The 13,621-nt window shown below is 69.5% G+C and carries 11 protein-coding genes and 4 pseudogenes; 6 read left to right on the top strand and 9 right to left on the bottom strand.

Features of this window, described 5'->3' with window-relative positions; genetic code table 11:
• Positions 1 to 74 precede the first annotated feature (74 nt).
• The 4 genes and pseudogenes from AVL59_RS56870 to AVL59_RS56860 form a co-directional block, all read left to right on the top strand.
• Positions 75 to 290, top strand: a pseudogene (locus AVL59_RS56870) (IS701 family transposase); the annotation flags it as partial.
• An 18-nt stretch (positions 291 to 308) separates the two neighbouring features.
• Positions 309 to 539: pseudogene (locus tag AVL59_RS56865) on the top strand (ISL3 family transposase); the annotation flags it as partial.
• A 173-nt stretch (positions 540 to 712) separates the two neighbouring features.
• Positions 713 to 1,522, top strand: coding sequence for a hypothetical protein (locus tag AVL59_RS21620; RefSeq protein WP_067306964.1), 810 nt, complete (start codon positions 713 to 715; stop codon positions 1,520 to 1,522).
• 545 nt (positions 1,523 to 2,067) lie between these two features.
• Positions 2,068 to 3,104, top strand: a pseudogene (locus tag AVL59_RS56860) (IS630 family transposase).
• A 516-nt stretch (positions 3,105 to 3,620) separates the two neighbouring features.
• Here AVL59_RS56860 and AVL59_RS21605 read toward each other — a convergent pair.
• The 9 genes and pseudogenes from AVL59_RS21605 to AVL59_RS21565 form a co-directional block, all read right to left on the bottom strand.
• Complete coding sequence (locus AVL59_RS21605; RefSeq protein WP_159399986.1) at positions 3,621 to 3,965, bottom strand: hypothetical protein; 345 nt, start codon at positions 3,963 to 3,965, stop codon at positions 3,621 to 3,623.
• 200 nt (positions 3,966 to 4,165) lie between these two features.
• Entirely contained in the window at positions 4,166 to 4,615 is a 450-nt protein-coding gene (locus AVL59_RS21600; protein WP_067306954.1) for a hypothetical protein, read from the bottom strand.
• A gap of 937 nt (positions 4,616 to 5,552) precedes the next feature.
• Positions 5,553 to 6,277: pseudogene (locus AVL59_RS21595) on the bottom strand (cation efflux transmembrane domain-containing protein).
• Positions 6,277 to 6,612 carry an ArsR/SmtB family transcription factor gene (locus AVL59_RS21590; protein ID WP_067306951.1) on the bottom strand — a complete coding sequence of 112 codons (336 nt, stop codon included), beginning with the start codon at positions 6,610 to 6,612 and terminating at the stop codon, positions 6,277 to 6,279. The pseudogene AVL59_RS21595 and the gene AVL59_RS21590 overlap by 1 nt, the downstream one beginning before the upstream one ends.
• A gap of 52 nt (positions 6,613 to 6,664) precedes the next feature.
• On the bottom strand, positions 6,665 to 7,393 hold the full coding sequence (locus tag AVL59_RS54565; protein ID WP_237281593.1) for a hypothetical protein: 729 nt from the start codon (positions 7,391 to 7,393) through the stop codon (positions 6,665 to 6,667).
• A gap of 868 nt (positions 7,394 to 8,261) precedes the next feature.
• A complete protein-coding gene (locus tag AVL59_RS54560; RefSeq protein ID WP_237281592.1) occupies positions 8,262 to 8,534 on the bottom strand; it encodes a tyrosine-type recombinase/integrase in 273 nt (90 codons plus the stop codon).
• 94 nt (positions 8,535 to 8,628) lie between these two features.
• On the bottom strand, positions 8,629 to 9,132 hold the full coding sequence (locus tag AVL59_RS54555) for a site-specific integrase (protein ID WP_237281591.1): 504 nt from the start codon (positions 9,130 to 9,132) through the stop codon (positions 8,629 to 8,631).
• A gap of 99 nt (positions 9,133 to 9,231) precedes the next feature.
• Complete coding sequence (locus tag AVL59_RS21570) at positions 9,232 to 10,749, bottom strand: serine hydrolase domain-containing protein (protein WP_079146860.1); 1,518 nt, start codon at positions 10,747 to 10,749, stop codon at positions 9,232 to 9,234.
• A gap of 60 nt (positions 10,750 to 10,809) precedes the next feature.
• The gene (locus AVL59_RS21565) at positions 10,810 to 11,619 is read right to left on the bottom strand and encodes a hypothetical protein (RefSeq protein WP_067317589.1); all 810 of its coding nucleotides are present in this window, start codon (positions 11,617 to 11,619) and stop codon (positions 10,810 to 10,812) included.
• 113 nt (positions 11,620 to 11,732) lie between these two features.
• On the opposite strand from AVL59_RS21565, the gene AVL59_RS21560 reads away from it, so the two are divergent.
• Both AVL59_RS21560 and AVL59_RS48685 read left to right on the top strand, forming a co-directional pair.
• Positions 11,733 to 12,401, top strand: a complete 669-nt coding sequence (locus AVL59_RS21560; protein ID WP_067306944.1) for a TetR/AcrR family transcriptional regulator — start codon at positions 11,733 to 11,735, stop codon at positions 12,399 to 12,401.
• 316 nt (positions 12,402 to 12,717) lie between these two features.
• Positions 12,718 to 13,431 (top strand): helix-turn-helix transcriptional regulator, encoded by a 714-nt coding sequence (locus tag AVL59_RS48685; RefSeq protein WP_308281975.1) that lies wholly within the window; start codon positions 12,718 to 12,720, stop codon positions 13,429 to 13,431.
• Positions 13,432 to 13,621: the final 190 nt, after the last annotated feature.

Raw genomic sequence — 13,621 nt, 5'->3', positions numbered from 1 at the left:
AGCATACTCAGCTGACATCTCGTCATGTGGGCGAAGTTCGTGACCGGCGGCCCTCGATCGCCGTTGTGCTGATCATGCAAGACGATGTGAAGCCTGGTGTCTGGGCTTTGGAACTTGAGGAGGTGCTGTTGCGGGTCGGTCACCGGTTCGGCCGGGTCGATCTGCGGCGGCGGATGCGGGACTACGTCCGTGGACTGCTCGGTCCTGTCGGCCGCAAGAACGGCTGGCAACTCGCCGAGTACGTCGGGCTCGACGGACCAGTCGGCTTGCAGCACCTGCTGAACCGAGCCCATGGGATCCACCGCCGCGGCGCCATGCTCCCCGCCTGGATCGACGCTGTCGACGCCAGCCAACTCCCCGGCCTCACCGGCTTCGCACTCCACTTGCTTCGAGACATCGACGCCGTCACCGCCGGACTCACCCTCGTATGGAGCTCTGGCGGCCCAGAGGGCGCCGTGAACCGCATCAAGAAGATCAAGAGGCAGCTCTATGGGCGGGCCGGATTCGGACTGCTCCGCAAGATGATCCTGCTTCAGTGACGCTCCGCGACCGCTCCCCAAAAACTGTGCCAGAACCGAGTTTCGACGGCACCGTGCTCTCCTCGGGCAGCTGACGCACGGTGTCGTCGCGCCTCCGCATCGTAGCCGCAGCGAGCGTCTCGCCGATCACCCTGGTCCGGCATGGTCCGAAGGAGACGGCTTAAAGTGGCGAGATGCCCCTGCCTGCCGATCAGACCGCCCTGGACCTGCTGGATGCGTACCTGGAGGCGCTATGGGACGGAACGGACCTCCCGCTCTCGCCGGGGCCGGTCCGCCTTGCAGCGGAAGGAGGAGGCGAGCCGGTCCACTGGGCCCTCGACCAGCTCCGGCGCATCCCCCGCGAGCCCAAGGACGCCTTTGCCCGTCAAGTCGGCGGTCTGCTTGCAGAGTTCCGCTACCGTCGCTGTCCCTGGAACGCGGCGGCGCTGCGGCTGCTCAACGACACGTACACCTTCGCGGCTACCGGCCCTCGGCGGTACGAGGACTGGGCGCACGACGTCCGCGCCGTGCTGCACCGGTCGGTCCCTGACCCCCGGGGCTGGGTCCGACTGGACTGGGACCGCACCAACGCCGCCCGCCACACGGTGCCTGCGTACCCCTTCGACCCCCCGGACACATCAGAGTTGCCCGGCCGCCTGTACCGCCTGGAGGCGGAGGCGGCAGTCGCCGCGCTCGCCATCATGGCCGAGGAATGGCAGTCGGAACCCGCCCCCGTCCGCTCCCGCCCGGACCGGGACGCCGTGCTCGCGGATGCCCGGACCCTGCTCGACCGGTACGGGCCCACCGCGCGCTACTGGACCAACGCGACAACCGCCGCCTCTGACCCCGCCCCGGACTTCCTCGCAGCGGGCCTCCAGGGCACTGAATCCCATGGTTTCCTCACCTCCGAGTACCACAACGGCCTCGACCTCCTCGAGGACCTGGGCCTGATCGCGGTAACCGACGACGAGGTCGGCGTCTTCTGGTCGTTCGGGGCGTACTGATGGTCGTTCGGGGCGTACTGACAACGTTCAAAGAAGGCACCTGGCGACCGTCTACCACCGTCCCGGCCCCCTGGCCGGGCACCGCCGCCCCGTTGAAGCGGACCGTGCCTGGGCCGACCGCCTCGGGGTGCCGTTCCACTTCGCCTCCTGGGACGTCCCCGATGACGAGGCCCCGCCCTGGCGGACAGCTCAGGTCTGTCCGAGGACATGATCGGAAGATGGATCGGGACAACGCTCGGAAGCAAGGTCAGCCGCCGGGTGCCTCCCGTTCTCCTGAACACCGCCCCATGCACTACGTCGCCGCCCACGAAGAGCACGCCGAGCAGGCGTTCCTGGCCGCTGCGAAACTCCAGGCGGACGGCACCCACATCATCTTCTCGCGCGACGACCACGACAGCCTCCACCTGTTCAACCGAGCCGACCGTTTCCTGCTCCACGGCTGGTGCGTGCTGTCGCCCCTGCAGGCCTGCGACAAGGGAAACGTCTGCCTGACCTGCTCGGTCTTTGTCGCCGCCGCCTCCCACCAGAGTGCCCTTCAGGGGCAGTTGGCCGAGACCGAGGCCCTGATCAACCGCAGCACTCGTGAGCGGATCCGGATGGAGGCCTCCGAGCAATTCGCCGCAGGTGCCGCCAACGCGGAGGTCGCCAAGGACTTACGGGTGAGCGTGCGTTCGGTGCAGAGGTGGCGACGGGCCTGGCAGGACGTCGGCGCCTAGGGGCTGCGATCCGCTGGACCGGTTTCAACGCCGAAGCTGAGCGACACGCTGTTCGCCGTGCTGGAAGTCGAGCTGGCCAAGGGCGCCGTGGCGCACAGCCGTCCGGACCGGACCTGGCCCCTGGCCCGGATCAAGACGCTCATCGGGCGGCGGTTCCACAAGTCGTTCACCCTCTCGGGGATCTCGCAGATACTACGACGCCACGGCTGGAGCCACCAGCCATAGCCGGATGGGTGAAGGAGACCTGGCCATCCGCGGAAGCACCGCGGCGGCACTCGACGCCTACCTCGTCTTCGAGGACGAAGCCGGCTTCTCGATGACGCCGCCCACCGCCCGCACCTGGTCCCACCGCGGCAACACCCCGATCGCCCGCGTCCGCGGGCGCTCCCAGCGCCGAATGTCCATCGCCGCCCTGGCCTGCTACAAGACAGGCGAGCGCTCACGGCTGATCTATCGGCCGATCGTCCATGCGGACCACAAGGCCGGCGGCCGCCGAAGCTTCGCCTGGACGGACCACCGCGACCTGCTAGTCGCAGCCCACCAGCAACTCGGCAGGCCGATCGTCCTGGTCTGGGACAATCTCAACGTCCACCGCGACCGCCGATTACACGAGTTCATCGACGCCCACGACTGGATCACCGTCCGCTACCTGCCGCCCTACGCACCACAGCTCAACCCAGGTCGAGGGCGTCTGGTCCCTCCTGCGAAGGCGCTGCCAGGCCAACACCGCCTTCATCGACCCCACCCACCTGATGCGCACCCTGCGACGAGGCCTTCACCAGGTCCAATACCGGCCCGACCTCATCGACGGATGCCTCGCCGGCACCGGGCTCACTTTGACGACATCACACCTCAAACGTCAGTAACGGGGTTGGTCTCACAGACCATCACCGTGATCAGGCCGTCGTGCGCAGAGGTGCAGGATGCGGAACAACGGCCGCTGTCCCGGCCTCCCGTGCTGCGCGTTCCGCCCTCGCCCGGCGCGGTGGCGCGGCCTGGCGGTGAGCCTGGAATGCGGGCTCGTACCGGTGGTTGCACGGTGCTCGGAGCTTGGGTTCGTCTGGTGACGTTGCGTCGGCTGTCTGACGGTCGGTCCGTGTTGTCCGGGGCCCCGCAGGGGCTCGATGTCGGACGCAGGGTTGGTGTCAGCGGGATGCGCAGAGTTTCGTCAGTAGCGACGCAGAGTCCGTGTCAGTACGGACGCGGTAGCGCGGAAGGGCTATCGGTGCCTTCCGGTGGCGGCTCGGAGAGCATCCGCAGGCTGTACACGACGTTGTCGTGGAGCTGATCGACGGTGTCGCCGGGGGTGACCATGTCGGCGGCGGCGAGGTCTTCGAGAGCCTGCCGCTGGGCGCGTCGCCGGTGTTAATACCGCGGTCGGCTCAGACGCGGAGTAGGACCTCGGCCTCAATGGGCTGGATGCAACCGCGTACGGAAGGGCGGGGGTTCTTGCGGCCGACGATGGCGTCGTCCTGGTCTGGGCGGAGGACGTCGAGCCGGGGTGTGGCGGTGTATCCATCGGGCGGGACACGGCGCAGGACGAGTGCGCCGGCGACGTCGGGGTGGGTGCGGGCGTGGTCGAGTGCGGCATCGAGCCGGGGTGCGGACCAGGACAGGGCGGGCGCGAGGTGGTCGGCTGTGAGGGCGTCGCGGTCGGCGCTTTCATCTGCGGTGTTTTCGCGGGAAACGGCAAGAGAAGTTGCTCGGGCGGGCTGTGCTGGGGGCATGGAGGCATTGGTCCGTACACCGGCCGTCGTGTCGGGACCGGTTCGGTCGCACAGCTGCACGCCCATCGCTGTGTCGTGCCTGTCTGCATCGCCCAGCGATGGGCTACTCCGAGGAGGCCGATCAGCTCCGGAGGACGTTACCTCTAGCCGCTCCCGCATCCGTTGTGGGTACGTCCCCGACAGGACGGGCTCGTCGTTTCCTACGGCGTGGTGAGGTTCAGCTTGTACGTAGGCTCACCATCGACCCAGGTGTCGACGTCACCGTTCGACGAGTGGCCTTCGACGTGCAGGCGCAGAGTGAAGCGGTAGGTGCCAGGCCCCGCGTAGCGCAGCTCTTTTACATCCAACGGGGCGCCGTTCTTGGACACGCTGAGTAGGTGCGACCACATCACACTGCACTCGGGGAGCTCGCTCCACGGAGAGATCGGGTTTGAGATGAAGCACCTCGCCGATGCCAGCCCATAGTTCAACGTCTTACCGTCAGTGGACGCGCACAGCTCAACCTTTGAGCTCATCTGCTTCCAACCGTCATCCGTGCGGAAGTCCTCGATGGAGCAGGCTTTCTCCGGCCCCGGTACCGGGGCCGCGCTGGCCGTAGTGGCCGACGCCGATAGCGCAACGGCGACCAGCAACGAAGTGCCCAAGAGCATGGGAAGAGACGACTTTCGGACCGACATCGGGGATCCTCTCGCGGAGTCGACGAACACAAACGATGGGCCTGGACGCGCGCCACGACCGCCGGAAAGGCCACCCCGGCGCGGCAGCCTGCGCAGCCGCCCACTCTGTGAAGGGCCGCCGCGACCGCGCGGCGGACGGGCAACGGGCGCCCGCAGGAAAAACCTGTCCGCAGCCGCGTCCGACCTCACTCGAACACCACGCGACGGCCGGAAACACACCAGGGCGGCGAAAAGATCGCCTCATCGCTTCCGTCGGGTGTGTTTCCTTTGGCGGGTGTGTTTCCTTTGGCGGGACGCAGCCGTTTGACCTGCTCGACGACCGCCGAGGCCCAGAGCGTCCGCGCGGCAGCGCAGGCTGCCTCGTGGGTCGGCGAGCTGCACATTCTTGTAGATGCACAGGTCATCGGGTCCCTCAAGAAGAAACGCACCCGCTTCCGTCCAGCGCAAAAGCCGGGGCTCGCCCAGCGGCCGCTAGGCGTCACCCCCCGTCCCGCATTACACCTGTCTGACGCCTTTTCCCTCGCAGCCAGCCCATCCTGCGGCAGCGGACTCCCGGCACCTGCACCAGAGTCACGGCTCATTCCCCATCACTCACCCGAGTGATCACCCCCCGATCTCAGCCACGACGTAGCCAACAACGGGCGAAGGCGGCGTCCCTGGCAGTGTCGGCCCCCGGCCGGGCCGGGCACTGGGGCGCCAACCCGACCATCGAGAGCACCCGAGACTCCACAGGCGAGCGATTGGCACCGTCCTAAGCACCGAGGATCGGAATCAGCTTCGCCGACGCAATCCCGCGCCGAGGACACTGCGCACTGACAAAACCCTGCGGCTCAATGACATCTACTCTGCGCCCGACACTCGAACGGCAGAAGACCCAGCGTCTGCCCGGCCTTCTGCTGTCTGGTGGAGGTCAGTTGCAGCACTCGCATCCGGAGTGGCAGCCACAGGTGTCCGCTTCAGCGTCGGCGTCCGGCACTGCTGCGGCTGCGGGTACTGCGCAGCAGACCTTGCCCTGCCAGGCGTCGCGTCCTTCCTTGACCGCGATGGCGGCGATGGTCAGGGCCGCGATGGGGTCGGCCCAGGACCAGCCAAGGGTGGCGTTGAGGACCAGACCCACCAGGAGCACGGCGGAGAGGTACGTGCACAGCAGGGTCTGCTTGGAGTCCGCCACGGCTGAGGCTGAGCCGAGTTCCCGGCCGGCGCGACGCTGAGCGGCGGACAGGAACGGCATCACAGCGAGGGAGAGGGCGGCGATGACGATGCCGGGAACGGAGCGTTGGGCCTCGCCGGTGCCCGCCAGGGCTCGTAGGGCGTCGACGGTGACGTATGCGGCGAGCGCGAAGAAGGAGACGGCGATGATCCGCAGGGCCGTCTTCTCCCGGGCCTCGCGGACGGCGTGGTCGCGGGCTGAGAACTGCCAGGCGACGGCGGCGGCGGCGGAAGACACTTCGATGATCGAGTCGAGGCCGAAGCCGATCAGGGCGGTGGAGGAGCGAGGGTGCCTGCGGTGATCGCGACGACGGCCTCGATCACGTTGTAGGTGATGGTCGCGGCCACCAGGAACCGTATCCGGCGGGTGAGGGCGTCGCAGCGGGCCGGGGAGGGCCCGAGGGATGTGGATATGTCTGCGGCCATCAGCACCAGCCTTTCTCCTCGGCGTCCGTGCAGGTCCGGTCGCTCTCAACGGCGACCACGGCCGTGCGCAGATCGTCCAGCGCATGGCCTAGGCGTTCGTCAGCCAGTTCGTAGCGGGTCCGCCGTCCGTCGGGGACGGTGACGACGAGGCCGCAGTCGCGCAGACAGGCCAGGTGGTTCGACAGCCGGGTGCGGGAGATGCCGAGGGAGTCGGCGAGGTCGGAGGGGTAGGCGGGGGCGTCGCGCAGGGCGAGCAATAGACGGCAGCGGATCGGGTCGGCGAGCGCGCGGCCGAAGCGGGCCAGCACGTCGATGTCGGAGGCAACGGTCCGCACCCCTCGACAGTACATACATTCCTGAATTCAGGAACGTCTGAATCATTTTGGGTCAGGCCGGGTGCTGCTCGTTCCCGAGCGCATCTTCCTTGAGGAGCTGGTGGGCGAGGGTCGCGTACCTCACGGCGGTCGTCTCGGAGATGTCGACGATCGCGGCCAGGTGCAGGGGGGTCAGCTCCGGTGGCGAGGGCTTCGCCCAGGACGCGGTCGGCGCGGACGCGGTCCAGGCTGACGCCGTGCTTCGTGAGCTGGTGTCTGAGGAAGTGCGCGCTGACCGGGTCGGTGCTGAGCGCGGTCTGCCGGGATACCGGAACATGGCGGTTGAGGGCTCGGGCCAGCGGGTGTGCCGTTCGCCGAGCCAGGCTCGGAGGGCCGCGCGGGTGAGGGAACCCATCGGCTGAGTGTTGCCGTCGAGGGTGATGCGGTTCTGCTGGAAGTCCAGGTCGTCCAGCTGCAAGGCTCGAATCACTTCGCCCCGGACGGCGTGCACGGCTGCCAGGGCGACGGCCAGTCGGGCGGCTGGCGTCTGGACGGTGGTCTGGACGTGGGCGATCTCGTCCTCGGACATCGGCATGACGGGCCCTGGTGGACGGCGGCCGACGCGGATGCCCCGCATGGGGTTGGTGAAGACGCGCTTGTACTTCTTGCCGTAGAGGAAGAGGGACCGCAGGGCCGTGAGGACGGAGGTGTACTGGCTGCCGCGGAGACCCGTGACCGCATCGGTGACGTCCTCGTGGGTGATCTCCCGCAGCTGGGACCAGTGCTCGGCCCATCGCTCCACGATCGGCCGGACGGCGCCGAAGTAGGAGTGCAGGGTGCCCAGGGCCCGGGGCGGGTGCGGGCGTCGCCGTCCAGCAGCCAGAGGAGCCAGCCGCGGACATCCGAGACGAAGCCGTCGGGCAGCTCGGCGGTGCGCCGCTCGATCCTGTCCCTGGCGGCTGGTGCCCGGTCGTCGTGCAGAAGAGCGGCGGGGACCTCGGCGGTGTGTCGCATCGGCAGGCCGGTCCCGGACAGCCGATGCCGCAGTTCGACGTGGCTGACGCGATCGCCGTCCGGCAGTCCGGTCAGCAGCCGGCCCAGGGCTTGGTGGACATCGCGATGCACGTAAACGGTCGCCGCGTTCCTCGCCCAGCCCGACGGCGTACTTCCGGGCTACGCCCAACATGCCCTCCCCTGTCGGCTCGGGCCGCTTCAACGCCGCCTGGGATCGGCCGGCGTGACCGCGCCGATAGGCCCGGCTTTTACACGCGTTGGAGCAGTAGACGCGCCGACGCCCCAGCCCGGTGCGGACCGGCAACGGCGCCGAGCGGACCGGGCAGGTCATCGCGGCGGCAGCGATCGGCCGCCGCGTGAGCGTGGCACTACCGCCGACGCGGGCCCAACCTGTCCGACCGCCTCGGCCGTGGGCGATTGTTCGCTCGTGGTGCGGGTGACGTTTTCCGGCTCGGGCGCCATGATCTCGGTGATCCCGCAGCCCGGAGCTACACAGATCACTTCGAGGTCGGAGAGCTTGATGCTGGCTGGGGTGCTCGACCACGGACCGGACATTTTCCCGGCACTGATCACAAGACCGTGCTCCGCGAGGAGCCTCTGCAACTCGGTCGCCTTTCAGATCTCCCGATGAGCCGCGGCCAGTCTCAGGTTCCACTTCATCGGGTCAGTCCCTTCCAGCGGTCTTCGGCGCGCTGGTGGGCGGCCGTCCAGGCGTCTTCGATGTGCGTGTGGTGCACATGGATGTAGCGCATCGTCGTCGCGATCCAGCTATGGCCCAACAGCTTCTGGACAGCGACCAAATCCATCCCGGTCAGGTAGAGCTGGGAGGCACAGAAGTGCCGCAGGACGTGTGGGGTGAGCTTCCCGGCCCAGGCAGGGAGGTGACGGGTGGTGGCCTGGGCCAGCGAGGTGCGGAACACCGTCGGCACCGGCCCGGCCGGAGACCGTGCGCCGTTCGGAGGGGAACAGCGCCGCTCCGGGAAGGGTGTGGTCGGCGCCGAAGTGCCCCCAGACGTCTTCGACTTACCGGTGCAGGCTGCGGTCCGCGCCGTTGATCAGCTGCACCATCCGCTGGCGGGGACCGGAGCGCCGCGAGCCCTTGCCGAAGCGCACGTTCTGCTTTCCGAACCTGCCCAGGTCCCAGCGGACGTCGTCCAGGTCGAGTATCCGGGCCTCGTTGATCCGAAGGCCGACATCGGCAGACAGGCGTGCGACGGCATGGTTCCGCGCGGCCGGAGCGGACTTGCGGCAGCTCGCCAGGTCTTCACGCCACCCCGCGAAGAGCTGCTCGACCTCGTCACCGTTCGGCGGGATGCGCAGCTGCGGCGTGATGGTCGCGCGCGGGCGGTTCATCTCATCGAGCGGGCATTCCACCTGTCGACCAGTCAGCTGGCTGAGCTCGGCCCGGTGCCGTAGGTCCAGAAAATCGAAGAGCACGCTGATGGCTCCTGCTCGGCCAGCCCGGAGTGAGGGAGTCGCGTCACGGATGACCTTGCCGAAGTACGCGTCAGCGTCCGGCGGCTCCATCTCCCACAACGGGCGGCCGAACCAGTCCCGCATCCTTTCCAGATGACCGGCGTCGCCCCGGATCGTCCCGTCGGTCAGCCCCGCCGACGCACGGGCTGGCTAGGCGGACTTGGCAGTCGCCCGGACGCCGAAGTGGACGTACCGGCTGCCGTCGGGGAGGGTGTAGAAGACCACGGGTATCCAGGCGTCCTTCTCGTTGCGGCGGCCGGCGAACACCGTCTTCGCCGGCGTGTGCGAGACCGGGGTCAGGTGCCAGACCAGCGGGTCGAAGGTGCCCGCCAGGCCGTCCGCGCCCTCGTACCTCAGCCGCAGCGTGCCCGGGCCGCCGTCGCCGTCGCCGTCGGCGATGGTCATCAGGAAGCCCTCGCGCTTGTAGCTGCCGAGGAACGGCTCCGTCTCCACGGCCAGGGGTTCGGTGGCCGGCGCGAACCCGGGCATGGTGACCCCGGCGAGTTCGGCGCAGAGCTCGCGGCAGAGCGTCTCGAAGACCTTGGGCGCCGCGCCGCCGCCGTTGGTGAGCAGGGCGATGGCGAGGCCCTTCTCCGGGATGGCGCGCAGGTAGGCGAGCTGGCCGAAGGTGCTGCCGTCGTGGCCGAAGCCGCGCGCGCCGTCCCATTCGAACAGGCCCCAGCCCAGGCCCCAGTGGGCGCCGAGGAACCACTGGTCGGGCATCTCGACCTCGCGGGTCAGCATCGCGTCGACCACGGCGGCCGGCAGCACCCGGGTGCCGTCCGGCGCGGTGCCGCCGTCCACGAAGGCCCGGGCGAACCGGGCCACGTCGGCGGCGGTCGCGCTGATCCCGCCGTACGGGCCGGCCGAGCGCGGCAGCATGTTCCAGAGCGGGGTGGGGACGGGGGGCTCGCCCGGCTCGCCCATGTGCCCCATGGCGGCGCGGAAGCGCAGCACCTCCTCGGGCAGGGTCATGGTGTGCTCCAGCCCGAGCGGGGTGAGGAGCAGCTCCTTGAGCGCCTCGTCCCAGGTCTGGCCGGTGACCACCTCGACGATCCGGCCGAGGACGTTGTAGGCGGTGCTGGAGTACGACATGGTGACGCCGGGCGGGTTGGTCAGGCCGACGGTCCGCGCGCCCTCGATGTAGCGGGCCAGGCAGTCGTCGCCCCGGCCGGTGTCGTTGACGTAGTCGCCCTCGATGCCGCTGGTGTGGTTGAGCAGTTGACGCGGCGTGATCGTCCGGGTGGCCCTGGCGTCGGCGACCGCGAAGTCCGGCAGGACGTCCGCGACCGGCGCGTCGAGGTCCAGCTTCCCGGCGTCGGCGAGCAGGACCACCATGGCGGCGGTGTAACCCTTGCTGACGGAGCCGATCTGGAACACGGAGTCCGGGGTCACCGTGACGCCGGTGCCGGTGTGCAGGACGCCGGCGGCCAGTTCGTGGATCTCGCCGTCGGCGAGCACGGCCAGGGCGGCGCCGGGGATGTGGTGGGCGGCGAGGAGCTCGCCGAGCCGGGCCTGCCAGCGGGCGGTGTCGAACGCCGGGGCGCCGTCGCTCACGCCCAGCGCACGGTTGACCGTACGGGCCACGTCGCGGTCGGTCTGTTCCAGGATCTTGGCCACCTCCTGGTCGACGAGCTTCGACACTTCCCGGCGCAGGTTTTCCGACATGCTGCCTCCCTCGTGGTCACGGTGGAATTGCGCGGGTGGGGTGGGGCGGGGGTCTGCCGGCTAGCCGGCGCTGCGGGTCCGTCGGCCGACGAGCCCGGTCAGCGAGGCGACCGTCGTGCGCGGCGGCTGCCGGAGGTCGCGGTCCGGGTGCAGGACGGTGCGGAACGCGGCCCAGGCGAGTGCCCCGAGAGCGAAGCCGTAGCAGGAAACCAGCCCGTGCCCATTCTCCTGCGCGAACCACATCGCCAGCCCGAGCACCGGCACGCCGAGCGCGAGCAGCCGGTTCTTGCGGACGGCCTTGCCGCGGCTCGCGGCCTCGTCGTCGGGGCCCTGCTCGGCACCCTGGCCGGCAGCCTTGCCGGAGTTCTCGTCGGCGCCGCCGCGCAGCAGCAGGGCCGCGGCCAGCGTCGCGCCCAGGAAGTAGGTGGCGCCGGAGCTGCCGGCGAAGTTGCGGGGGTCGGTGCTGTGGGAGGTCTGGCCCCACAGCTTGTCGATCTGCTCCGGCAGCAGGATGCCTGCGGCGAACAGGCCGAGCGTCAGCGGTGCACCCCAGAACCATTCGGCGAAGGCCGCGACGGCGGCAAGAGTGGCGATGTTCCAGGCCGCCCCGCCGAAGCCGCCGTTCTGCATGAAGACCGAGGTGACCACGCGCCACCAGCCGGACTTCGACGGATCCGCGTCGAGCGCGCCCATCGCCCCCGACCAGCAGAGCTGGAGGGCCACCCCGGCGAGCGCGAGCCCGGTCAGGCCGACGGCCGCCCAGGGGATCCGCCGCCGACCCAGTGTGCTCTGGCCGACCAGGGCCAGACCGCCGTTGAACATCAGCACCATCAGTGCCGCCGTGGTCACGTTGAACAGCAGGATGTCCATCGTCACCACCCCCCCTCCGAGCCGCGTGCGATTTTGCTGATCATGACATTAGCGCCACCCGAGGAATTTTCAAACAGTGTTTGAAAGCTAGCGCCGGTCGCTAGACTACGGCCGTGAAGCTGACCGCAGACCGGATCATCGACGCGGGGATGGCAGTGTTCGCCCAGACCGGCTACCACGGCTTCTCCGTGCGCCAGGTCGCGGACCGGCTCGACGTGCACGCCGGCAGCCTCTACTACCACGTGCCCAGCAAGGCCGCGCTGCTCCAGCTGATGGCCGACCGGGTGGTCCGGCAGGCGTACGAGGCCGGCACCGCCGCCCTGGCCGGACTGCCCGCGCAGGCAGGCTGGCCGGCGCGGGTCACGGCGCAGGCCGTCGCCCTGCGGCAGAGCATCCGGCAGCACCCCGGCGGGGCGATCATGCTCGCAGGCAGCCCGAAGACCCTCAGCCCCGGCGCGCTCTCGCTGATGGAACGGCTGCTCGCCACCCTCGCCGAGGCCGGCGTGCCCCCGGAGCACTGCGGAACCGCCGCCGACACCGTGCTCAGCCACGTCACCGGCTACGTGCTCCAGGAACAGAGCGATCCACCCGCGGTGCCGGTCACCGCCGAGGACGTCGCCGCCCTGCACCGGAGCTTCCCCTGGACGGTGGCCGCCGCGGCCGCGCACGGGCCGGACGAAAGGTTCACCCGCAGCCTGGACCTGCTCTGCGCCGGCATCGGGACGCTGATCCGGCCGCCGGCCGAAGGGGCGCCGTCCGAAGAACCGGACGGCAGGAGCTAGCGGTGATTTGTTGGAGGACGTCTGGTTCATGTAGTCAGTGGGTAGTTGCGGTTCATGCGTCCCGCCACGTAGGGGTGGTTTGATCTCCAGCCTCGCCAAACGCGCAACCAGCGGTACAGCTGATCCTCAGAGGCCAGCGAACACACACCGACCACCTGCCGCCCCTCTCGCCGTTCGGCGATACTCCCCGGTGCGGTCGAGTCGGAAGACTCGCAGTCCGTCCTGCGGACCAGGGTGCCGGGGAGCACCGTTCCGGGGCGTGACAGGGCCCCCACAAGCCTCCCCCGCAGGTCAGCACACGGTCACACTGGACAGCATGAGACGTGAGCGCGCCACTACGAGCGGGGGCACCGAGCTGGGGCGCTTTCTGCGCGCCCGCCGCGCACGGCTGAACCCCGCCGAGGCCGGGCTCGCGGCGCAGCCCGGACGGCGGCGCACGCCCGGACTGCGCCGCGAGGAACTGGCCACCTTCGCCGGCATCAGCATCGACTACTACAAGCGCCTGGAACAGGGCAGGGAAAGGCATCCCAGCCCGTCCGTGATCGACTCCCTGGCCCGCGCTGCGACTGGAGCAGGACGAACTCGAGCACCTGCGCAGCCTCGCCGTGCTCACCGCACGCAGCCCCGCCGAGCCACAAGCAGCCCCCTCCCGCTCAGTAAACGGCCAGGCGTCCGGCTCCTGTTGGAGAACCCGCGGCCGGGCCCCACGTACGTGGTCAGCCGGACCAACGACCTGCCGGCCCGCAATCCGAGCGGACTGCGCCTGCTGCCCGGCATCGAGGACTGGCCCGTCGGCAAACGGAACATCACCCGCTACGCCTTCCTCCGCCCCGCCGCCCGCGACCCGTTCGCCGACGACTGGCACAACCAGATCCGCGGCGGCATGGCCCAGCTGCGCACCCTGGCCGGCACCGACCCCAGCGACCCCGACCTGACCCGCCTGGTAGGTGAACTTCTCCTCATAAGCCCAGAGTTCGCTCGCATGTGGGACCGATACGAGGTCAGGCTGCTCGTCAAGGATCCCGATTAGCCGAGGCTCGGCTATACGCCCGGGCACCCAAGCAGTACGGCACTCCCCCGTCGCCCCCCTCCGCGCCGACGCCTTCCCGAACACACGCTCGCGCACTGCCTGGCATACGCCTCGCGGTACCCCGGGCCACCCCTACGCCGTCGAGAACGGCGAGCCGGAGCACAGCAAGACCGCGTCGAACGCCACGCAG

Source organism: Streptomyces griseochromogenes (genome assembly GCF_001542625.1).
Lineage (GTDB): Bacteria > Actinomycetota > Actinomycetes > Streptomycetales > Streptomycetaceae > Streptomyces > Streptomyces griseochromogenes.
The sequence above is the reverse complement of the archived record's forward strand: the minus strand, read 5'-3'. Positions and strand labels throughout refer to the sequence as shown.